A 20,356-nucleotide genomic window follows, 5' to 3' on the forward strand; every position below is an offset into this window, starting at 1 on the left:
CCCTACCCAGCGCCGTCGCCCGGAACGCCGAACGGCCGGCCCCCGAGGGGACCGGCCGTTCGATGCGATGTGCTCGCGATCAGTTGTTCGAGGACAGCTTCTCGCGGAGCGCGGCGAGCGACTCATCGTCGGCGAGGGTGCCGCCGGTGGTCGACTCGCTGGTGAAGCCGGCGCCGACCGAGACGCCCTCGGAGACGGTGGCCGCCTCCTCCTGCGACTTGGCCACCTGGGCCTTGTGGGCCTCCCAACGCGCCTGAGCAGCGGCGTACTCCTGCTCCCAGGCCTCGCGCTGCGACTCGAAGCCCTCGCGCCACTCGTTGGTCTCGGGGTCGAAGCCCTCGGGGTACTTGTAGTTCCCCTGGTCGTCGTACTCCGTGGCCATGCCGTAGAGCGCCGGGTCGAACTCGGTGCCCTCGGGGTCGACGTTCTCGTTCGCCTGCTTGAGCGAGAGGGAGATGCGGCGACGGTCGAGGTCGATGTCGATGACCTTGACGAACACCTCTTCGCCGACCGACACGACCTGCTCGGCGAGCTCGACGTGCTTGCCCGACAGCTCGGAGATGTGGACGAGGCCCTCGATGCCGTCCGCGACGCGGACGAAGGCACCGAACGGGACCAGCTTCGTGACCTTGCCCGGCGCGACCTGTCCGATCGCGTGGGTGCGGGCGAAGACCTGCCACGGGTCCTCCTGGGTCGCCTTGAGCGAGAGCGACACGCGCTCGCGGTCGAGGTCGACCTCGAGGATCTCGACGGTGACCTCCTGGCCCACCTCGACGACCTCGGAGGCGTGCTCGATGTGCTTCCAGGAGAGCTCGGAGACGTGGACGAGACCGTCGACGCCGCCGAGGTCGACGAACGCACCGAAGTTGACGATCGACGACACGACGCCCTTGCGGACCTGACCCTTGTGCAGGTTGTTCAGGAACGTGGTGCGGCTCTCGGACTGGGTCTGCTCGAGGAGCGCGCGACGCGACAGGACCACGTTGTTGCGGTTCTTGTCGAGCTCGAGGATCTTCGCCTCGATCTCCTGGCCGAGGTACGGCGTGAGGTCGCGGACGCGGCGCAGCTCGATGAGCGAGGCCGGGAGGAAGCCGCGGAGGCCGATGTCGACGATGAGACCGCCCTTGACGACCTCGATGACCGAGCCGGTGACGACGCCGTCCGACTCCTTGATCTTCTCGACGTCGCCCCACGCGCGCTCGTACTGCGCACGCTTCTTGGACAGGATCAGGCGACCCTCCTTGTCCTCCTTCTGGAGGACGAGGGCCTCGACGCTGTCGCCCACGTTGACGACCTCGGAGGGGTCGACGTCGTGCTTGATGGAGAGCTCGCGCGAGGGGATGACGCCCTCGGTCTTGTAGCCGACGTCGAGGAGGACCTCGTCGCGGTCGATCTTCACGACGGTGCCTTCGATGAGGTCTCCGTCGTTGAAGAACTTCAGAGTCTTTTCGACCGCGGCAAGAAAGTCTTCAGCAGACCCGATGTCGTTGATCGCGACCTGCTTGGTTGCCTTGTCGGTCGTTGCGGTTGTCATTAAGGGATGCTCCAGGATGGATGGGTCTCGGGCGGCGGCCGCCTGCGGGCCTCGCGGCTCGGCGGAGTGGTGACCACTGCGGTGGTGAGGGATGTGCCTCCGGCCCGGGAGCCGCGCTCGGCCGGCCGGAGGACCGGCCTTCCTCGCGCGCCGCGGGCACGGCGGCGCCACAGATGTGACACCCCAGCTTAGACGCCCCGGGAGGCGCACGGCAATCTCGCCGCGCCCGTCCAGGCGCGGGTTCCGGAGTCAGCCGGCGAGGGAGGAGCGGAGGGTGTCGAGACCGACGCCGCCGAGGTCGAGCGCCCTCCGGTGGAAGGCCGCGAGCGAGAACGCGGCGCCCTCGCGCGCCTCCGCCTCGTCGCGCAGCTGCTCCCAGATCCGCTGCCCGATCTTGTAGGACGGAGCCTGCCCCGGCCAGCCGAGGTACCGGTTCACCTCGAAGCGCACGAACGCGTCGTCCATGTTCACGTTGGCCCGCATGAAGTCGAGGGCCGAGTCGGCGGTCCAGACGGTGTCGGAGCCCGGCATCGGCTTCTGGAGGTGCACGCCGATGTCCAGCACGACGCGCGCCGCGCGCATCCGCTGGCCGTCGAGCATGCCCAGGCGGTCGGCCGGGTCGTCGAGGTAGCCGAAGCGCTCCATCAGCCGCTCCGCGTAGAGCGCCCAGCCCTCGGCGTGGCCGGAGGTCCCGGCGAGCTGACGGCGCCAGGTGTTGAGGCGGGCGCGGTTGTGGACGGCCTGGCCGATCTGCAGGTGGTGGCCCGGGACGCCCTCGTGGTAGACCGTGGTCAGCTCCCGCCAGGTGGCGAACTCGGTGACTCCGGCCGGGACCGACCACCACATCCGCCCCGGGCGCGAGAAGTCGTCGCTCGGACCGGTGTAGTAGATGCCGCCCTCCTGGGTCGGCGCGATCCTGCACTCGAGGCGGCGCACCTCCTCCGGGATGTCGAAGGCGGTGCCGGCGAGCTCGCGGACGGAGCGGTCGCTGGTCTCCTGCATCCAGGCCTGCAGAGCGTCGACGCCGTGCAGAGTGCGGGCCGGGTCCGCCTCGAGGTGGGCGATCGCCTCGGCGACGGAGGCGCCGGGCAGGATCTCGCGCGCGATCGCCTCCTGCTCGGACGTCATGCGGGCCAGCTCCTCGATCCCCCACTCGTAGGTCTCGTCGAGGTCGACGACAGCGCCGAGGAAGCGGCGGGAGTGCAGCGCGTACAGCTCCCGGCCGACGGCGTCCTGCTCGGTCGCGGCGGGGGCGAGCTCGCCCCGGAGGAACTGCGCGAGCGACCCGTAGGCGGCCGAGGAACGGCGGGCGCCGTCCTCCAGTCGCTGAGCGAGCGACGCGGGCAGGGATCCGGCGGCGGGAGCGGCCTCCGCGGCCAGCTCGGCGAAGAACCCGCGGGGAGCGGCGATCTTCCGCGCCTGCTCGGCGACGAGCTCGACCTGGCGGCGGGCGGGGACCACGCCGGTGCGGATCCCCTCGCGCAGGGTCTCCGCGTAGCCCTCGAGGGCGGCCGGCACGGCCAGCAGCCGCTCGGCGACCGCCTCCCAGTCGGCGACCTTGTCCGTCGGCATCAGGTCGAAGACGTCGCGCAGCTCCTGCGCCGGAGACGCTATCACGTTGACGTCCCGCAGCGGCAGACCGGCGTCGTGCCCCTCCAGGGAGAGCCGGAGCTCGGCGCCGAGGTCGGCGGCCGTGACGCGGTCGACGTCGTCCACGGGGTCGGCGGCCTCGAGCTCGGCGAGGGCCGAGGCGGTCGCCGCCCGGGCCTGCTCGAGACCGGCCGGCGAGTAGTCGCCCAGACGGCCGTTCGCGCCGCTGCGTCCGATCGAGGTGCCGAGGGTGGGGTCGAGGTCGACGAGCGTGTCGACCCAGCGCTCGGCGACGGCGTCGACGGCGGTGGGCTCGCGGGGGGTGTCGGTGCTCATGCCTCCGAGCCTAGCCAGGCCCTGCGGCCGGCTCAGTGCGCGGCGACGTCCCAGTCGGACCCGTGGCCCACCTGCACCTCGAGCGGGACGCTCAGGTCGGCGGCACCCGCCATCCGGCCGCGTACGACCGCCTCGAGCGGCTCCTCCTCGCCGGGGGCGACGTCGAAGATCAGCTCGTCGTGCACCTGGAGGAGCATCCGCGAGCCGAGCCCCTGCTCGTCGAGGTCGGCCTGCACGCCGATCATCGCGCGCTTCATGATGTCGGCGGCCGAGCCCTGGATCGGCGAGTTGAGTGCCGCCCTCTCGGCGTTGTCGCGGAGGACGCGGTTCGCGCTCTGCAGGTCGGGGAACGGACGCCGGCGTCCGAAGATCGTCTCGGTGTAGCCGGTCTCGCGGGCCTGCTCGACGACGCTGCGGAGGTAGTCGCGCACCGCGCCGAAGCGGACGAAGTAGTCGGTCATCAGCTGCTTGGCCTCGGCGCTCGAGATGCGCAGCTGCTTCGACAGGCCGAAGGCGCTCAGGCCGTAGGCGAGGCCGTACGACATCGCCTTGACCTTGTTGCGCATGGCCGAGGTGACGTCGCCCGGATCGACGCCGAAGATCCGCGATCCGACGAAGCGGTGCAGGTCCTCGCCGGAGTGGAAGGCCTCGATCAGCCCGGCGTCCCCGGAGAGGTGCGCCATGATCCGCATCTCGATCTGCGAGTAGTCGGCAGTGAGGAGGGTGCTCGCGTCCGCTCCGTGGACGAAGGCGGTGCGGATGCGGCGGCCCACCTCGCTGCGGACGGGGATGTTCTGCAGGTTCGGGTCGTTGGAGGAGATGCGGCCGGTGGCCGTGCCGGTCTGGTCGTAGCTGGTGTGGATCCGGCCGTCGGCGGTGACCGACTTCTCGAGCGTCTCGATGATCTGCTTGAGCTTGGTCGCGTCGCGGTGCTCGAGGAGCAGCCCGAGGAACGGGTGCGGGTGGGACTCCTGCAGGTCGGCGAGGGCGGAGGCGTCGGTGGTGTAGCCCGTCTTCGTGGCCCGGGTGCGCGGCATGTCGAGCTCCTCGAAGAGGACCTGCTGCAGCTGCTTGGGCGAGCCGAGGTTCATCTCGTGGCCGATCTCGGCGAACGCGCGGCTCGCGAGGTCGGCGGCCGAGACGGTCAGCTCGGCGCGGAGGCGCGCCAGCACGTCGGCGTCGATCGCGACGCCGGTGAGCTCCATCGTCGCGAGGACCTGGACGATCGGCAGCTCGATGTCGACGAGCACCGAGAGCATCCCCTCGCCCAGCCGCTCGCGCAGCGGAGCGACGAGCCGGTACGCGTACCAGGCCTCGGTGGCGGGCCCCATCGGCTCGACGGTGGGGACCAGCTGGTTCGGGTCGCCCTGCGCCATGGTCTCGTCGAGGTGCTGCGCGACCTGCGCCGCGAGCGTGGCCGGATGCCCGGTGGGCTGCACCAGCCAGGAGGCGACGCGGGTGTCGAACGAGAGCCCCGCGACGGGGAGTCCGGCCCTCCGCAGCGCCTTGATCTGGGGCTTCGCGTCGGCGAAGTACTTGGGGGCGGGCCCGGCCAGCCACTGCTCGAGCGCGGTGTAGTCGGGCCGCTCAGCGGCCCACGGGACGAACGCCGTCTCCTTCTCGACCGCGAGACCCACACCCTCGAGCCCGCCGGCTCCGAGCAGGACCTGCACGGCGACGGGCGCGGTGCCCTTCGCCGACACGCGGTCGAGCCAGTGCGCGAGCTCCTCGTCGACCAGGGTGCGGACGGCGGGTGCGGAGGTCGTGACCACGTCGCCCGCCAGGGCCGCGGCAGCGCCGTCGACGCCCTCCTCCGCGGCGATCGTGAGGACCCGCTCCTGCAGGGTCTTGAACTCGAGGCGGCTGAAGATCTCGCGGACCGCGTCGGGATCGATCGGACGGCGCGTCAGATCGTGCGGCCCGAGGGGGAGCTCGACGTCCGTCACCAGCCGGTTGAGGCGGCGGTTGCGGAGCGCGTTCTCCTTCTGCTCGCGCAGCTTCTCGCCGACCACGCCCTTGATCTCGTCGGCGTGGGCGATGATGTCGGCGACCGTGCCGTACTGGTTGACCCACTTCGCGGCCGTCTTGGGGCCGACCTTGTCGACGCCGGGCAGGTTGTCGCTGGTCTCGCCGACGAGCGCGGCGATCTCGGGGTACTGGTGCGGCTCGACGCCGTACTTCTCGAAGACCTTGTCGCGGTCGTAGCGGGTGAGCTGCGAGACGCCCTGGGTGGAGGGGTAGAGCAGGGTGACGTCCGGAGTCACCAGCTGGATGGTGTCGCGATCGCCCGAGACGACCAGCACGCGGAAGCCGGCCTCGGCCCCCTGGCGCGCGAGCGTCGCGAGGATGTCGTCGGCCTCGAAGTCCTCCTTCGAGACGGTCCGGATGTTCATGGCGTGCAGCGCCTCCTCGAGGAGGGGGACCTGGCCCTTGAACTCGGGCGGCGTCTCGCCGCGGGTGCCCTTGTACTCCGGGTACTCGCGGGTGCGGAACGAGTAGCGGGAGATGTCGAACGCGACGCCGAGGTGGGTCGGCTTCTCGTTCTTCAGCAGCAGGATCAGCATCGAGAGGAAGCCGTGGATGGCGTTCGTGTGCTGGCCCTCGCGGGTCTGGAAGCTGTCGACCGGGAGCGCGTAGAACGCCCGGAACGCCAGGGAATGGCCGTCGACGAGCAGGAGGGTAGGCTGTTCCGGATCTGACACAGGGCCAGACTACACAGCGCCTCCGACACCGGATCGGCCCGCTCGCGCCCGCCGGTCAGGGCCGCTCCGAGGCTCCAGCGCGAGGAGCGACGTGACCGAGCCGACCCCCACCACGACCGCCTGGATCCGCCCGCCCGCGCTCGACCTGGTCGCCGGGATCGGTCGCGGCATGGGCGAGCTCGCCGAGCGGATGGGGATCCTCTGGCACGAGCTCACCCCGCAGCACTCGGTGGCCTCGATGCCCGTCGAGGGCAACCGGCAGCCGGTCGGCATCCTGCACGGCGGCGCGCACGTCGTGCTCGCCGAGTCGATGGGCTCGATCGCGGCGAACGTGCACGCCGGCGCGGGCCGCCTGGCGATGGGCATCGAGCTGAACGCGAGCCACAGCCGGTCGGTCCACTCGGGCTTCGTGATCGCCACCTGCGACGCGATCCACCTGGGCTCCACCCTCACCACCCACGAGATCGTCGTGCGCGACCAGGAGGGGCGCCGCCTCTCCACCGTGCGGATCACCAACATCATCCGCGACGCCCGCTGACGGGAGCGGACGGGTCCCCCTCGCGGGAGCGGAGGGCGACGACCACGCCCAGGACCGCGACCGCCGTCGGGACCGCCCGTGCCTGCGAGCGACAGGGGATCGACCGGTCGGCCGCGCCGCTCGGGGACCCGGCACCGCGGCGAGCGGCACTGTCAAGCGACGGCGCGCGACTGTGCCCGGTGGTGCCCGAAGGGCGACACTGAGCGGATGAGCCTTCGCCATCTCCTCAAGAGCCTCCCGTCCATGCCCTCCGAGCTGCCCTCGTTCGATGCGGAGGCGGCTCCGGCCGATCCTCTCGAGCTGTTCGCGCAGTGGCTCGAGGAGGCGAAGGACGCGGGCCAGCTCCTCCCCCACGGCGCCACGCTCTCCACCGCCTCCGACGACGGCACCGTCTCGGCGCGCGTGCTCGTGCTGCGCGAGATCGACGAGGCGGGCTGGGCGTTCTCCACCCATGCCGCCAGCCCCAAGGGACGCGCCATGGAGGAGAACCCGCACGCCGCGCTGACCTTCTTCTGGCCGGTCCAGGGCCGTCAGGTCCGGGTCGAGGGCCGGGTCGAGCGCGCCTCCGCGCAGGAGTCGGCCGACGACTTCCGCCGCCGCTCCGAGGCCGCTCGCACCGCCCTGCTCGTCGGACGCCAGAGCGAGCCGATGCGCAGCGCGCAGGACTTCGGCCTCGTCACGCTCCAGACCAGCGTCGCCGTGGGCTGCTCGCCCGCGACGCTCGACCGGGAGTGGGCCGTCTACCGCGTCGTGCCCGAGCGCATCGAGTTCTGGCAGGGCTCGACCGCGCCGGAGCAGGATCACACCCGTCTCGAGTACCGCCCGGGAACGACGGAGGCGGGCGGCTCCCCGTGGGAGCGCACCCGCCTCTGGCCCTGAGGCCGTGGGCCCTCGGGCCCGGCCTCGCGCTAGGCCTTCTTCGTGTTCAGCTGCTCGATGATCGCCTGCGCGACGTCGTGCATGGTGAGCCGGCGGTCCATGGAGGCCTTCTGGATCCAGCGGAACGCCTCGGGCTCGGTGAGCCCCATCTTCTCGTTGAGCAGGCCCTTGGCGCGGTCGACGAGCTTGCGGGTCTCGAAGCGCTCGACCATGTCGGCGACCTCGGCCTCGAGGGTGAGGATCTGGGCGTACCGCGAGAGGGCGATCTCGATCGCGGGCAGCAGGTCGTTGGGCGTGAAGGGCTTCACGACGTAGGCGAGCGCTCCGGCCTCGCTGGCGCGCTCGACGAGCTCCTTCTGGCTGAAGGCGGTGAGCAGGACGACGGGCGCGATGTGCGCCTTAGAGAGGCGCTCGGCCGCCGAGATGCCGTCGAGCTGGGGCATCTTGACGTCCATGATGACGAGATCGGGGCGCAGCTCGGTGGCGAGGGCCACAGCGGTCTCTCCGTCGCCGGCCTCGCCGACGACCTCGAAGCCGTTGTCGCGGAGGATCTCCACGATGTCGAGGCGGATGAGGGATTCGTCTTCGGCGACGACGACCCGACGGGGTGCGGTCGACGAGGGTTCCTGGTCAGTCACGCCGATGAGCCTACGGTATTCTCGACGGGCTGGTGATGAGCCGGTGTGGCGGAATGGCAGACGCGGGGCACTCAAAATGCTCTGTCCGAGAGGGCTTGTGGGTTCGAGTCCCACCACCGGTACCCGCCTGGTCGCGCGGTGCGCGCCTCCGCTCGCTAGCGTCGTCGGATGAGCACCGACCCCTGGCCCCTGTTCTCGCTGGAGCTGCGCACGCCGCGGCTCGAGCTGCATCCGGTCCGCGACGCCGACCTCGGCCCTCTCGCCGAGGCAGCCCTCGCGGGCGTGCACGAGAGCGGCCGCTCGCCGTTCCCCTCCCCCTGGGCCGAGGCGCCGGCGGAGCGCCTGCCCGGCGAGCTCGCCCGCTTCCACTGGTCGCAGCGCGCGCAGACGACGCGGGAGTCGTGGCGCGTCGCGTTCGCCGTGGTCGAGGACGGCCGGGTCGTCGGCTGCCAGGACGTGGTCGCCGAGTCCTTCGCCGCCACCCGCACCCTGACCTCGGGCTCGTGGCTCACCCGCTCGGCGCAGGGCCGCGGCCTCGGGCGGGAGATGCGCGCCGCCGTGCTCCTCCTCGCCTTCGACCACCTCGGAGCCGAGGTCGCCGAGAGCGCCGCTCTCGCCTGGAACACCCGCTCGATCCGGGTCTCGGAGGCCCTCGGCTACCGGCCGAACGGGACGCACCGGATCGTCGGTCCGGACGGTATGTCGGTCGAGGAGCTGCGGTTCCGCGTCACACCGGAGACCCTGGTGCGGCCGGAATGGACGCTGGAGGCCTCGGGGATCGACGCCGCACGAGCGGTCCTCGTCCAGGACCCGCTCGGTCCGCCCTCCCCCGTCTGATTCACCAGAACATCGTGCCCGGCGAGCCCTTGAACGGACCGACCACGCGCGAGGTGATCCAGCCGCCGTAGAAGTCGCCCGGCTGTGGCTGGACCGCCTCGCCGTCGACCGTGCAGGAGTCCATCCGGCCGGGGTAGAGGGCGACGGTGTCGACGAGGGCCTCGAAGCCGGCCATCGGCTCGGGGTACGTCCAGCCCGCCGCCTCCGCGACCGCTCCTCCTCCCCCGCGCAGGGTCAGGTAGGAGGCCGCGCCCTTGAACTCGCAGATGCTGCGGCCGGGCGCGGGCTCGAGCGCCCCGGGCGCGAACGAGGACACGGGGAGGTAGTAGACGGGAGGGTGGCTCGTCTCGAGGACGCGGAGAGCGTCGCGGGTCTCGGCGACGACGACGCCGCCCAGCCGCACGACCACGTGCTCGGCGGTGGTCTCGACCCTCGGGGGTCGCGGGTAGTCCCAGACGGATTCCTGGCCCTCGGCGGGCGGCACGCGCTTCATCCCGCTCACGCTACGCGTCGGGGAGCGGTGCTCCGGCGCCTCCCAGAGGATGCCCGGGCGGACGCCGCGGCTCCGCAGATCCCCGCCGCCGGGACGCGCGGGGGCCCCGGTCGCGTAACGTCGTCCCTGCGGCGGAACCCCGAGCCCGCGCGCAGAAGGAATCCAGAGTGCCCACCGAATGCATCCACGGCCTCGACATCGCGCTCTGCGACGTCTGCACCCCGAAGAAGCTCCCCGAGCAGGTCGGCCGTGCCACCCGCGCCCCCGCGCGCGTGCCCGGGACCTCCCGTGCGGCCACCGCCCGCGCCGCCGCCCGCGGCACGGCGCGCGAGAAGCCCCTGCCGAAGGTCGACATCGCCGCGCAGCGGATCTACCACGTCACCCACCTCGACAACCTCGAGGCGATCGTCGCCGCCGGCGCGATCCTGGCGGACCAGCAGCTCCAGGAGCGCCCCGCGATCGACGTCAGCGCCGAGACCACCCGCGAGCACCGCCGAGCCGTGCAGGTGAAGGACGGCGTGAGCGTTGCCGGCTTCGTGCCCTTCTTCCTCTCCCCCGACGCCGCCCTCTGGGCCGACCTGCGCGGCGAGCGGGTCGCTCCGCACTGGTCGCCGAGCGCCCACGAGACCACCGCCTCGCAGTACGTCGTCCTGGTGGGCTCGCTCGCCTCCGCCCCGGTGCTGAGCGACGGCGACGCCTCCCACGTCCTCACGCGCTTCACCGAGGGCGACGCGCTCGTGCGCACCTTCGCGCGCCTCCTGGTCGACGAGCCGGCCCTGCGTAGCGCCGAGGCGCTCGTGCCCGAGCGCTTCCCGCTCGAGGGCGTCGCGACGGTCGGCGTGGCGTCGGTCGCCGCCCGCAACCGCGTCAAGGCTCTCTTCGAGGGCATCGACGCCTCTCCCCGCGTCGCCGTCTACCCGCCGTGGTTCCACCCGGTGGCCGAGGAGGAGTGACCCGGCGCTAGTCGGCCTCGAGGAGGTCGAGGCGGTCGGCCAGGTACCTGCGCAGCGGCATCAGTCCCTGCTCGCCCAGACCGGGCGCCCAGCGCACGAGCACCTCGGAGCCGCGCAGGGCCAGCGGCTCCTGGCCCCACTCGAGCGCTGCGGCGTCCAGTGCGAGGCGCCGCCAGCCGTAGTTGACGATCTCGCCCTCCTGGAACAGACCGTCGAAGGCGGCGCGCCGGATCTCGCGGCGCGCCTCCTGCGACTCGGACTGGTTGTTGGCGTGCAGCGGAGCGACGGCACGCGTGACGGAGCCCGTCGCGAGGAGCTCGCCCTCGCGTCCGAGGAGCACCACGCCGAGGCGCCACGCGCGGGTCACCGGCGCCATCACCGGCTTGCGGCGGAAGCCGAGGATCGCGCGCGGCGTCCGCAGCTCGGCGACGGCCTGGTCGGCGATGCCGCGGGCGTCGAGCTCGGCGGAGACCTCGCGCAGGAGCGCGGCCAGATCGGCGGCGGCCTGCTCGGCCCCGGGTGCTGCGGGCATCGCTCCTCCTCGGCTCGTCCCGCCAGCCTACGGGCGCGGTGTGCACCGGCCACCCCGCTCCGCACCGCTAGCATCGCCTGACGACACCGAGGAGGACGAGCGATGCGCGTCATCATGATGGGCCCGCCCGGCGTGGGCAAGGGCACCCAGGCGGCCGTGCTGTCGCGCGAGCTGGGGGTGCCGGCGATCTCCACCGGCGATCTGTTCCGCGCGCACGTCGCCGACGGCACCGACCTCGGACGGCGTCTGCGGGCGCTCGTGGAGGCCGGCGAGTACGTGCCGGACGAGCTGACGAACGCCCTGGTCGCCGAGCGCATCGCCGAGGAGGACGCCCGGGACGGGTTCATCCTCGACGGCTACCCGCGCACGCTCGCCCAGGTGGACGCGCTGGCGGAGCTCCTCGAGGAGCGGGGCACGCCGCTCTCGTGCGTCGTGCTGCTGACGGCCGACGCGGACGTGGTCCTCGAACGGCTGCACGTGCGGGCGCAGGAGCAGGACCGCGCCGACGACGACCCCGAGGTGGTGCGGAACCGGATCGAGGTCTACGAGCGCGAGACGGCTCCTCTGGCGGAGGTCTACGACGAGCGCGAGCTCCTGGTGCGGATCGACGGCTCCGCCTCGCAGGACGAGGTCGCCGCGAGGATCATCGCGGCGTGCCGGCCCGAGTGAGCCGACCCGCCGCGACGCGGGGTCAGATCGCCGAGGCGAGGACCTCGTCGAGCTTGGCCGAGGCCTCCTCGTCGGTGCCCTTCAGGGCGAGCGAGAGCTCCGACACGAGGATCTGACGCGCCTTGAGGAGCATCCGCTTCTCGCCGGCCGAGACGCCGCCCGCCTGCTCGCGGCGCCACAGGTCGCGGACGACCTCGCTGACGCGGTACACGCTGCCGCTGGCCATCTTCTCCTGGTTGGCCTTGAAGCGGCGGGACCAGTTGCTGGCCTCCTCCGCGACGTCGCTGCGCAGGACGTCGTAGACCGCCTGGACTCCGGCGTCGTCGATGATCTCGCGGACGCCGACGAGCTCGGCGTTCTCGACGGGGAGGGTGATGGTGAGCTCGCTGGTGTGCACGTTCATCGTCATGAACGTCTTCTCGACGCCCTTGACCGAGCGCTTCTCGAGCCCGGTGATCGTCACCGCTCCGTGGTGCGGGTAGACCAGGGTCTCGCCGACCTCGAATGTCATCATGTCGTGCCTTTCGTCGTGGGGCGTGGTGGGAGTGAGGAGTCCAGGGGGCGCAGCGGCGCCGCGGCGAGCCAGGCCGGGAGCAGCGCGACGAGGTGCTCGACCAGCTCCTCGTCGGTGCCGTCGAGGGAGCCGGCGAGCCAGGCGCCGACCACGGAGAGGACGCCGCCGGCCGCGAAGACCGCGGTGAGCTCGGGATCGACCGCTGCGGGGACGTCGACCCGGGCGAGCACCTCGCGGTGCAGGGCGAGCGCCGTGTCGAGCACGGCGTCGTCGGAGGCGACCCGGGCGGAGGCCCGCGCGCGGAGCCGGGCATGGAAGGCGTGGCGGTCGACCAGCCGCTCGACGAGCCGCGAGTAGCCGCGCTGCAGGGCGTCGGCCCCGGAGCGGTCGGCGGGATCGCCCTCGGCGACGTCGGCGACCACGAGGTCCTGGCGGAGCAGCGCGGAGGCGACTCCCGCCGCGTCGTCGAAGTGGGCGTAGAACGAGCTGCGGCTGATCCCGGCCTCGCGCACGATGTCGCTCACGGCGATGCCCTCGGCCCTCTCGCCGTCGCTCTGCATGACGAGCCGCTCGACGGCGTCGAACACGCGGCGGCGGGTGCGCCGGGCTCGCGGATCGGCGGAGCCGAGCGCCGAGGGGGACTCCGCCGCGGGCACGGAGGCGAGGCGGGCGGGAGTCATCGACGTCAGTCTACCACTTCCCGGACAGGTGTACGGGAAGAGCGTCAGGCGTCGGTGTGCACCTGATCGAGGCCGGCGATGCGGTCGATCGCGGCCTGCTCGCTCGGCGACACCCGGCCGAGATACCGGCCCAGGAACACGAACAGCAGACGGTTCGCCGTGATCGCGGGCCACCACGGGCGCCGGAGGCCCAGGAGCCTCCGCACCTCGGGGCTGAGCGAGGCGACCGCGCCGGCGAACAGCAGCGGGTAGACCACGCCCGCCTCGCCCGGCAGCCGGATGTCGCGGAGGAAGCCGACCGCCTCGTGCACGCGTGCGTCGGGCTTGAGCTCGCCCGCGAATCCGGCGAGCTGCGCGCGGAGCTCCGCGACGCTCTCGGGCGGATCCTCCACTCCGAGCAGCCGGCCGGAGGCGGCCCACTCGCGCACGTAGGCGTCGGGGCCGCCGGGGATCCGTCCGCCCCAGATCTCGTGGGCGCCGAGGAACGCGTCGGTGAAGGCGTCGTGCACCCAGAGCAGCAGGCGGGGGTCCTGCGCCGAGTAGGAGCGCTCGCGCCCGCCGGCGTCCTCGTAGGAGCCGACGATCCGCTCGTGCACGCCGGTCACCCAGCGCGCCGCTCCACTTGCCGCGGCGGTGTCGCCGAAGCTGGTGGTCAGGACCCAGCGGACCGTGTTGTCGAGGCGGCCCATCGGGTCCTCGCGGTAGCGGGAGTGGTCGTGCACACCGGCCATCGCTCCGGCGTGGAGGGTCTGCATGAGCAGAGCCCGCACTCCGGCGATCATCGTGGGCAGGCCGCCGTTGACGGCCCAGACCGCGCTGCCCGGTCCGAAGAGCCCGGCGTCGTCGCCCTTCTCGAGGGCCACGATCCAGTCGGCGCGGGGGCGGGGGCGGCGGCGTCTCATCCGCTCAGTGTGCGCTCGGATCCTGGGCCGCGGCTGGCCGTTCTGTCACCCTTCGTGGGGCCGTCGTCACTCGGCCAGCAGTTCGCGGACGTCGTCGGCCGACAGCGCCCGGGCGAAGAGCTCGCCCTCGTCGAGCACCGCCGTGCTGAGGCGGCCCTTGCGCTCCTGGAGGCGCACGATCTTCTCCTCGATCGTGTCCGTCGCCACCAGCCGGTACACGTTCACCCGCCGCTCCTGGCCGATGCGGTGCGCGCGGTCGACGGCCTGCGCCTCGGCCGCCGGGTTCCACCACGGGTCGAGGATGAAGACGTGGTCGGCCTCGGTGAGGGTGAGCCCGGTGCCGCCCGCCTTCAGGCTGATCAGGAAGACGGGCGCGGCTCCGGAGCGGAACTCCTCGATCACTCCCGCGCGGTCCCGCGTGGAGCCGTCGAGCTGCACGAACGGGATGCCGCGCCGACGCAGCCGCTCCCCCGCCCGCTCCAGGTACGAGGTGAAGGTGCTGAAGACGAGGGCCCGACGGCCTTCCGCGATCACGTCGTCGAGCTGCTCGACGAGCACGTCGAGCTTCGCGGACGGGACGTGCCGGTAGGCCGGGTCGACCAGGGACGCGTCGAGCGCGAGCAGGCGCAGGAGGGTGAGCGATCGGAACACCGTGAAGCGCTGCCGGTCGAGGTCGTCGACCAGACCCAGGAGCTTCCGCCGCTCGCGCTGGAGGTAGCCGTCGTAGAGCACCCGGTGGGCGGGGGTCAGCGCGACCTCGATCGTCTGCTCCTGCTTCTCGGGGAGCTCCGGCGCCACCGCCTCCTTGGTGCGGCGGAGCAGGAACGGACGCAGTCGTCGGCGCAGTCTCTCGAGGCGGCGGCGCGCGCCCTCGGTGTGGCTGACGGTCCGTCCCTCGGACAGATCGGGCGAGGCGATGCCGACGGGCGCCTCCGCGTGCAGGATCGGCCGGGTGTACTCCTCGCGGAAGCGGCGCAGCGGCGGCAGGAGCCCGGGCGCCACCAGGGCGAGGACCGCCCAGAGCTCGTCGAGCGAGTTCTCCAGCGGTGTGCCGGTGAGCGCGAGCGTGACGGGCGCGCCGACCTCGCGGGCGGCCCGGTGCGTCTGCGAGGCGGGGTTCTTGACGAACTGGGCCTCGTCGAGGATCAGCGCCGACCACGTCCTCGACGCCCAGCGCTCGCCGCCGAGGCGCAGGACCGCGTAGCTGGTGAGGACCACGTCCGCGTCGGCCGGGATCGCGTCGAGCGCGCCCTCCCGCGAGCTCGCGACGACGTGGACGCGCAGGGCGGGCGCGAAGCGCTCGGCCTCCGAGCGCCAGCCCGGCACGACCGAGGTGGGGGCGACCACGAGGAACGGCGCGCGGCGGATCCCGGCGCGGCCCGCCTCCTCGACCGCGTCGAGCATCATGGCCAGCGCCTGCAGGGTCTTGCCGAGGCCCATGTCGTCGGCCAGGATCCCGCCGAGCCCGTGACGGAGGCGGTGCACGAGCCAGGCGTAGCCCGCCCGCTGGTACGGACGCAGCCGGGCGGTCAGGCCCTCCGGCGGCTCCACGTCCTCCGGCGACCCGGCGGCCAGCGCGGAGTCGAGCACGGCGCGCCACGCGTCGGAGGGGACGCTCTCGTCGGCGAGCTCCTCCAGCTCGTTCCACAGCCCGGCCTGGTGCCGGCCGAGCCGCGGTCCCGTCTCCCACTCCTCGAGCTCGTCTGCCCGGGTCAGCAGTTCCCGGAGCCGGTCGAGGCCGGGGTGCGCGAGCGAGAGGTAGGAGTGGTCGACCAGGCGGATGCGGTCGCCGCCCGCGGCCAGAGCGCGGAAGAGGGGCAGGAACGGCACGGTCGCGTCGCCGATGGTCACGACGACGCCGAGGTCGAACCAGTCGGCGCTCTCGGTGTCGACCGCGGTGATGGTGAGCGTGAGCGGTCCGGTCAGCAGGCGGTAGTCCGGGGCCGCGCCCTCGCGCTCGATCCGGACCCCGCCGATCCCCTCCAGCTGCGGGAGCTGCTCCACCACGAACACCGCCGCCTCGGCCCCGCGCAGGACCGCGCTCGTCCCCGGCTCCGGCACGAGAGCGGACCCGGCCTCGCCGAGCACCGAGCGCACCCGGCGGAGCACCGCGCGCTCGAGAGCGGCGTCGGCCGTGCCGTCGAGCTCGCCCGCGCGATCGGGCGAGCGGCGCCAGTGCCAGCCCACCCTGACGGCGCGCCGCGGCTCGAACGAGACCGTGCAGACCAGGCGCGGGGGCTCCGGATCGTCCAGGACGAGGTCGACGCCCTCCTCGCGGACCGCGACGCGGCCGCGGAGGGCGGGGAGGTGCTCGCCGACGAACTCGGGCACGTCCTCCGCCGGGACCTCCGTCTCCTCGGGGTGGTCGAGGAGCCGCAGCTCCTCGTCGTCGAAGGGCAGGGACGCGGGCGCGAGCAGGAGCGAGGACGGATCGCCGCCCTCGACCGCGTACACGCCGTGCCGGGCGACCGGACGCGCCGACTCGGGTGAGTGCTCCGCGCCGTCGATCCGCAGGACGGGCCGCAGCCGCAGGCCTCCCTCCTCGGCCGAGACCGTCACCGCCACATGGGCGGGTCCGGCGAGGCGGACCGCGCCCTTCTCCGGGCCGAGCAGCGGGATCCCGGCGGCCTGCGCCTGCTCGAGCAGCCGCCAGAGCAGCGGGCTCTCGTAGTCGTCGAGGTGGATCCAGTCGGGGTCCTGCCCCAGGTGGACGGTGCGCGTGGCGCGGTGCAGAGCCGCGAACTCGGCGAACCAGCGCTGGTGAGCGGGGTCGAGCGAGAGCCGGTGGGTCTGGAAGTTCAGCGACTTCCAGGTCAGGGTGGTGCGGTTCCAGGCGCCCCCGCGCCCGCGGACGACGGGGCGGGTGGCCAGACGGTGGTCGCGGCGCTCGTCGGCGTCGTAGGTCTTCGCCGTGACGCGCTCGCTCGCCGGCGCCCGCCACGGATCGTCGGCCCGGCGCACCAGCCGGCGCAGCTCGAACTGCAGCCCGATCGGCGTGAGGACGGGCGGCGACTCGGCCTCGGCGGATCCGCTGAGCTCGCCGATGCGGGCGCGCCAGGAGGAGGGGGTCGACTCGGGAGGCACCGCCCCATGCTGCCACGCGCCGCCGACACCCCCGCCCGCACCGCGTGACGGGCAGAATCGGAGGATGACCAGCAGCGACTCCCCCGCGCCCACCGTCCTCACCCTCGGCAGCGAGAGCCTGCGCCTCGCCCTGACGACCGCCGGGGCCGAGATGACGTCCCTCCGCGACGACGAGGGCCGCGAGTACCTGTGGCAGGCCGGCCCGGAGTGGCGCCGGCACGCTCCCGTCCTGTTCCCGATCATCGGGCGCCTCCCCGGCGACACGCTGCACCACGACGGCGCGGACCACCGGATGGGGCAGCACGGCTTCGCGCGGGACCGGGTCTTCGAGCTCGCGGGCGTCTCGGCGGACGAGGCGGTGTTCCGGCTCCGGAGCGACGACGCCACGCGCGCGGTGTTCCCCTTCGACTGGACGCTCCTCATCGCCTACGCCGTGACCGGCGCCTCGCTCCGGATCACCCAGACCGTCGAGAACAGGGGTCCCTCTCCGCTGGGCTTCTCGCTCGGCAACCACCCGGCCTTCGCGCTGCCGCTGCCCGAGGGCCGCGGCGAGCACCGCATCCGCTTCGCGCAGCCCGAGCCGGAGGGGTACCGCCGCGCTCCGGAGAACCTGCTGCTCGAGGCGCGCCACCCGGCGCCGCTCGAGGACGGGGTCCTGACAGTGGACGACGCGCACTTCGAGGAGGGCGTGATGATCTTCGACGAGCCGCGCCGGCGGACCCTCCGGCTCGAGGCCGACGGCGCCGCCCGCGCGATCGTCGTCGACACCGGGGACTTCGACGTGGTCGGCGTGTGGAAGCCCGTCGGGGCCCCGTTCGTCTGCCTCGAGCCCTGGCGGAGCGTCCCGACCCCCGAGGGCTGGGACGGCGACATCGTCGACAAGCCGCGCCAGATCGTCCTCGAGCCGGGCGGCCGGCGGTCGCTGTCCTACAGCATCGCGCTGAGCTGAACGTCCTCGCGCTGGATCTGCGCGTCGAGCAGCTCGAAGCGGCGGATGATCAGCCCCTCGCGGGTGGCCCAGGGGCAGATCACCAGCGTCTCGATGCCGAGGGCGTCCATGGCCGCCTCCGCGACGAGAGCGCCCGCGAGCAGCTGCGGAGCCCGCAGAGCGGAGACGCCGGGCAGCGCTGAGCGGTCGGCCGCGCTGATCGCGGCGAGGCGGGCGGACCACAGCCGGAGGTCGACCAGGTGCAGCTCCCGGCGCACCAGCGGACCGGCGGCGCTCGGAGCGGCGCCGGTGATCCGCGCCAGAGACCGGAAAGTCTTCGACGTGCCTGCGACCAGGTCGGGGCGCCCCAGGGCGAGGAAGCCGCGGACGGGCTCCGCGAGCACCTCGCGGGCGTGACGCCGGGCGGCCTTCACGCTCGTGGCCGAGGCGGGATCGCCGACCAGCAGGTCCCGCGTCACCCGCCCCGCTCCGAGCGGGACCGACACGGCGAGCTCGGGCACCTCGTCCACGCCCATCGAGAGCTCGAACGAGCCGCCGCCGATGTCGAGGTCCAGGATCGAGCCCGCGCCCCAGCCGAACCAGCGGCGCACGGCGAGGAAGGTGGCCGACGCCTCCGCCTCGCCGCCGAGCTCCTGGAGGTGCACTCCCGTCTCGGCGCGGACCCGGTCGAGGACAGCCGCGCCGTTGCCGGCCTCGCGGATCGCCGAGGTCGCGAACGCCAGCAGGTCCTCCGCGCGGTGCTCGCGGGCGACCTCCGCGGCCTCGGTCACGAACGCGATCAGCTCGCGCTGGCCCCGCTCGGTGATCTCCCCCGCCTCGTCGAGGTGCGCCACGAGAGCGAGGCTCCGCTTGTGCGAGCGGTAGGGCACCGGGCGGGCGCCGGGGTGCGCGTCGACGAGGAGCAGGTGGACCGTGTTGGAGCCGATGTCGAGCACGCCGAGTCGCATGGGTCCACGGTATCCGCCCGCGGAGGCGCGTCCCGCCACGCGGGCCGCCGGGGAACGCCTGAGGGCCCGGCCGCTCGCGCGACCGGGCCCTCCGGCGGTGCTGGACTCAGTGGTCCCAGTTCTCGGCCCTGTCGGCCGAGCTGGACGAGCCGACGATGTGCACCCGCATGTCGTTCGTCGTGCCGGCGCGCCCGGGGGGCGATCCGGAGACGACGACCACGGTCTCGCCCGCCTGGGCGAGGCCCTCGCGGAGCAGCACCGCGTCCACCTGCGCGAACATCGCGTCGGTGTGGTTGACGCGCGGCGTGACGAAGGACTGGACGCCCCAGTTCAGCGCCATGCGGCGGCGGACGGCGGGCTCGGGGGTGAAGCCGATGATCGGGATGCCGTGGCGCAAGCGCGTCATGCGGCGGACCGAGTCGCCCGACTCGGTGAACACGCAGAGGAACTTCGCCTCGACGAACTCCGCGACCTCGGCGGCGGCCAGCGTGACGGATCCGCCCTGGGTGCGGGGCTTGCTGCCCAGCGGGGGGATGCGCTCCAGGCCGTGCTCCTCGGTGGACTCGACGATGCGGGCCATGGTCTGCACGGTGACGACGGGCCAGGCTCCGACGCTGGTCTCGCCAGAGAGCATGACCGCGTCCGCGCCGTCGAGGATGGCGTTCGCGACGTCCGAGGCCTCGGCCCGCGTGGGGCGGGGGCTCTCGATCATCGACTCGAGCATCTGGGTCGCGACGATGACCGGCTTCGCCCAGCGGCGGGCGAGCTCGACGGCGTGCTTCTGCACGATCGGCACCGCCTCGAGGGGCAGCTCGACGCCGAGGTCGCCGCGGGCGACCATGATGCCGTCGAAGACGTCGATGATCTCCTGCAGGTTGTCGACCGCCTGCGGCTTCTCGATCTTGGCGATGACGGGCGCCTTGCGGCCCTCCTCCGCCATGATCTCGTGCACGCGCTCGATATCGCTGGCGTTGCGCACGAAGGAGAGGGCGATGATGTCGGCGCCGAGGCGGATCGCCCAGCGGAGGTCGTCCTCGTCCTTCTGGGAGAGGGCGGGGACGTTGACCGCGACACCGGGCAGGTTGATGCCCTTGTTGTTCGAGACGTTGCCGGGGACGACGACCTCGGTGACGACCCGGGGGCCCTCGACGGCGGTGACGCGGACAGCGACCTTGCCGTCGTCGATGAGGAGCATGTCGCCCGGGTTCACGTCGTCCGGGAGGCCCTTGAACGTGGTGCCCGAGAGCTCGCGCGTGCCGAGGACGTCCTCGGTGGTGATGGTGAAGACGTCGCCCTCGGCGAGGGCGTACGGGCCGCCCTCGAACTTGCCGAGGCGGATCTTCGGACCCTGCAGGTCGACGAGGATCGCGACCGCGCGCCCGGCGTCGTCCGCGGCCTTCCGCACGATGCGGTAGATGCCTTCGTGGACGTCGTAGCTTCCGTGACTGAGGTTCATGCGGGCCACGTCCACGCCGGCGTCGATGATCGCACGAATGGTCTCGTACGACGACGTTGCCGGGCCGAGGGTGGCGACGATTTTCGCTCGTCTCATTGAGGGGGTGCTCCGTTGTTCTGCGCC

18 protein-coding genes and 1 tRNA gene are annotated in these 20,356 nt (G+C 72.9%); 7 read left to right on the forward strand and 12 right to left on the reverse strand.

The genetic code is table 11. From position 1 onward, the window contains the following. Nucleotides 1-79: 79 nt before the first annotated feature. The 3 genes from rpsA to polA form a co-directional block, all read right to left on the reverse strand. Nucleotides 80-1,534, reverse strand: a complete 1,455-nt coding sequence (rpsA, locus tag C5C69_RS09620) for a 30S ribosomal protein S1 (protein ID WP_104221897.1) — start codon at nt 1,532-1,534, stop codon at nt 80-82. Nucleotides 1,535-1,783: 249 nt separating this feature from the next. Next, nucleotides 1,784-3,460: a DUF885 domain-containing protein gene (locus C5C69_RS09625; protein ID WP_104257824.1), complete on the reverse strand. Its 1,677-nt coding sequence runs from the start codon at nt 3,458-3,460 to the stop codon at nt 1,784-1,786. A gap of 32 nt (nt 3,461-3,492) precedes the next feature. Next, nucleotides 3,493-6,162: a DNA polymerase I gene (gene polA, locus C5C69_RS09630; protein ID WP_104257825.1), complete on the reverse strand. Its 2,670-nt coding sequence runs from the start codon at nt 6,160-6,162 to the stop codon at nt 3,493-3,495. A gap of 91 nt (nt 6,163-6,253) precedes the next feature. Here polA and C5C69_RS09635 point away from each other — a divergent pair, with 91 nt between their 5' ends. Together C5C69_RS09635 and C5C69_RS09640 are read left to right on the forward strand one after the other, a co-directional pair. Next, nucleotides 6,254-6,700, forward strand: coding sequence for a PaaI family thioesterase (locus C5C69_RS09635; RefSeq protein ID WP_374953047.1), 447 nt, complete (start codon nt 6,254-6,256; stop codon nt 6,698-6,700). A 207-nt stretch (nt 6,701-6,907) separates the two neighbouring features. Further along, nucleotides 6,908-7,579 carry a pyridoxal 5'-phosphate synthase gene (locus C5C69_RS09640; RefSeq protein WP_104257826.1) on the forward strand — a complete coding sequence of 224 codons (672 nt, stop codon included), beginning with the start codon at nt 6,908-6,910 and terminating at the stop codon, nt 7,577-7,579. A gap of 29 nt (nt 7,580-7,608) precedes the next feature. On the opposite strand, the gene C5C69_RS09645 is transcribed toward C5C69_RS09640, so the two are convergent. Then, on the reverse strand, nt 7,609-8,217 hold the full coding sequence (locus tag C5C69_RS09645) for an ANTAR domain-containing response regulator (RefSeq protein ID WP_104257827.1): 609 nt from the start codon (nt 8,215-8,217) through the stop codon (nt 7,609-7,611). A 39-nt stretch (nt 8,218-8,256) separates the two neighbouring features. On the opposite strand from C5C69_RS09645, the gene C5C69_RS09650 reads away from it, so the two are divergent. Next, a tRNA-Leu gene (locus C5C69_RS09650) sits at nt 8,257-8,339 on the forward strand. 46 nt (nt 8,340-8,385) lie between these two features. Then, on the forward strand, nt 8,386-9,054 hold the full coding sequence (locus C5C69_RS09655; protein ID WP_104257828.1) for a GNAT family N-acetyltransferase: 669 nt from the start codon (nt 8,386-8,388) through the stop codon (nt 9,052-9,054). Nucleotide 9,055: 1 nt separating this feature from the next. Here C5C69_RS09655 and C5C69_RS09660 read toward each other — a convergent pair whose 3' ends face one another. Continuing rightward, complete coding sequence (locus C5C69_RS09660; protein WP_104257829.1) at nt 9,056-9,547, reverse strand: DUF427 domain-containing protein; 492 nt, start codon at nt 9,545-9,547, stop codon at nt 9,056-9,058. Nucleotides 9,548-9,714: 167 nt separating this feature from the next. Here C5C69_RS09660 and C5C69_RS09665 point away from each other — a divergent pair, with 167 nt between their 5' ends. Then, on the forward strand, nt 9,715-10,500 hold the full coding sequence (locus tag C5C69_RS09665) for a DarT ssDNA thymidine ADP-ribosyltransferase family protein (RefSeq protein ID WP_104221883.1): 786 nt from the start codon (nt 9,715-9,717) through the stop codon (nt 10,498-10,500). A gap of 7 nt (nt 10,501-10,507) precedes the next feature. Here C5C69_RS09665 and C5C69_RS09670 read toward each other — a convergent pair whose 3' ends face one another. Then, nucleotides 10,508-11,032 carry a hypothetical protein gene (locus tag C5C69_RS09670; RefSeq protein WP_104257831.1) on the reverse strand — a complete coding sequence of 175 codons (525 nt, stop codon included), beginning with the start codon at nt 11,030-11,032 and terminating at the stop codon, nt 10,508-10,510. A 102-nt stretch (nt 11,033-11,134) separates the two neighbouring features. Here C5C69_RS09670 and C5C69_RS09675 point away from each other — a divergent pair, with 102 nt between their 5' ends. Next, nucleotides 11,135-11,701, forward strand: a complete 567-nt coding sequence (locus C5C69_RS09675; RefSeq protein ID WP_104221879.1) for an adenylate kinase — start codon at nt 11,135-11,137, stop codon at nt 11,699-11,701. Nucleotides 11,702-11,723: 22 nt separating this feature from the next. On the opposite strand, the gene C5C69_RS09680 is transcribed toward C5C69_RS09675, so the two are convergent. The 4 genes from C5C69_RS09680 to C5C69_RS09695 form a co-directional block, all read right to left on the reverse strand. Continuing rightward, nucleotides 11,724-12,212 (reverse strand): CarD family transcriptional regulator, encoded by a 489-nt coding sequence (locus C5C69_RS09680; protein ID WP_068257183.1) that lies wholly within the window; start codon nt 12,210-12,212, stop codon nt 11,724-11,726. Next, complete coding sequence (locus tag C5C69_RS09685; protein ID WP_104221877.1) at nt 12,212-12,895, reverse strand: TetR/AcrR family transcriptional regulator; 684 nt, start codon at nt 12,893-12,895, stop codon at nt 12,212-12,214. The genes C5C69_RS09680 and C5C69_RS09685 overlap by 1 nt, the downstream gene beginning before the upstream one ends. Nucleotides 12,896-12,939: 44 nt before the next feature. Next, on the reverse strand, nt 12,940-13,797 hold the full coding sequence (locus C5C69_RS09690) for an oxygenase MpaB family protein (protein ID WP_104257832.1): 858 nt from the start codon (nt 13,795-13,797) through the stop codon (nt 12,940-12,942). 66 nt (nt 13,798-13,863) lie between these two features. Continuing rightward, the gene (locus tag C5C69_RS09695) at nt 13,864-16,881 is read right to left on the reverse strand and encodes a DEAD/DEAH box helicase (protein WP_258065287.1); all 3,018 of its coding nucleotides are present in this window, start codon (nt 16,879-16,881) and stop codon (nt 13,864-13,866) included. A 64-nt stretch (nt 16,882-16,945) separates the two neighbouring features. On the opposite strand from C5C69_RS09695, the gene C5C69_RS09700 reads away from it, so the two are divergent. Then, entirely contained in the window at nt 16,946-17,830 is an 885-nt protein-coding gene (locus tag C5C69_RS09700) for an aldose 1-epimerase family protein (protein WP_104221873.1), read from the forward strand. Here C5C69_RS09700 and C5C69_RS09705 read toward each other — a convergent pair. After that, a complete protein-coding gene (locus tag C5C69_RS09705) occupies nt 17,809-18,777 on the reverse strand; it encodes an exopolyphosphatase (protein WP_104232654.1) in 969 nt (322 codons plus the stop codon). The genes C5C69_RS09700 and C5C69_RS09705 overlap by 22 nt on opposite strands. A 106-nt stretch (nt 18,778-18,883) precedes the next feature. Beyond that, the gene (gene pyk, locus C5C69_RS09710; protein ID WP_104221869.1) at nt 18,884-20,329 is read right to left on the reverse strand and encodes a pyruvate kinase; all 1,446 of its coding nucleotides are present in this window, start codon (nt 20,327-20,329) and stop codon (nt 18,884-18,886) included. Nucleotides 20,330-20,356 lie beyond the last annotated feature (27 nt).

The sequence above is a fragment of the Rathayibacter sp. AY1C7 genome (assembly GCF_002931865.1).
Lineage (GTDB): Bacteria > Actinomycetota > Actinomycetes > Actinomycetales > Microbacteriaceae > Rathayibacter.

Bases quoted from the DNA above. Each gene is read 5' to 3' on its own strand.
- C5C69_RS09625 (WP_104257824.1), bottom strand. From the start codon at position 3,460: ATGAGCACCGACACCCCCCGCGAGCCCACCGCCGTCGACGCCGTCGCC.
- C5C69_RS09680 (WP_068257183.1), bottom strand. From the start codon at position 12,212: ATGACATTCGAGGTCGGCGAGACCCTGGTCTACCCGCACCACGGAGCG.
- C5C69_RS09670 (WP_104257831.1), bottom strand. From the start codon at position 11,032: ATGCCCGCAGCACCCGGGGCCGAGCAGGCCGCCGCCGATCTGGCCGCG.
- C5C69_RS09660 (WP_104257829.1), bottom strand. From the start codon at position 9,547: ATGAAGCGCGTGCCGCCCGCCGAGGGCCAGGAATCCGTCTGGGACTAC.
- C5C69_RS09700 (WP_104221873.1), top strand. From the start codon at position 16,946: ATGACCAGCAGCGACTCCCCCGCGCCCACCGTCCTCACCCTCGGCAGC.
- C5C69_RS09705 (WP_104232654.1), bottom strand. From the start codon at position 18,777: ATGCGACTCGGCGTGCTCGACATCGGCTCCAACACGGTCCACCTGCTC.
- C5C69_RS09685 (WP_104221877.1), bottom strand. From the start codon at position 12,895: ATGACTCCCGCCCGCCTCGCCTCCGTGCCCGCGGCGGAGTCCCCCTCG.
- pyk (WP_104221869.1), bottom strand. From the start codon at position 20,329: ATGAGACGAGCGAAAATCGTCGCCACCCTCGGCCCGGCAACGTCGTCG.
- rpsA (WP_104221897.1), bottom strand. From the start codon at position 1,534: ATGACAACCGCAACGACCGACAAGGCAACCAAGCAGGTCGCGATCAAC.
- C5C69_RS09690 (WP_104257832.1), bottom strand. From the start codon at position 13,797: ATGAGACGCCGCCGCCCCCGCCCCCGCGCCGACTGGATCGTGGCCCTC.
- C5C69_RS09675 (WP_104221879.1), top strand. From the start codon at position 11,135: ATGCGCGTCATCATGATGGGCCCGCCCGGCGTGGGCAAGGGCACCCAG.
- C5C69_RS09640 (WP_104257826.1), top strand. From the start codon at position 6,908: ATGAGCCTTCGCCATCTCCTCAAGAGCCTCCCGTCCATGCCCTCCGAG.
- C5C69_RS09655 (WP_104257828.1), top strand. From the start codon at position 8,386: ATGAGCACCGACCCCTGGCCCCTGTTCTCGCTGGAGCTGCGCACGCCG.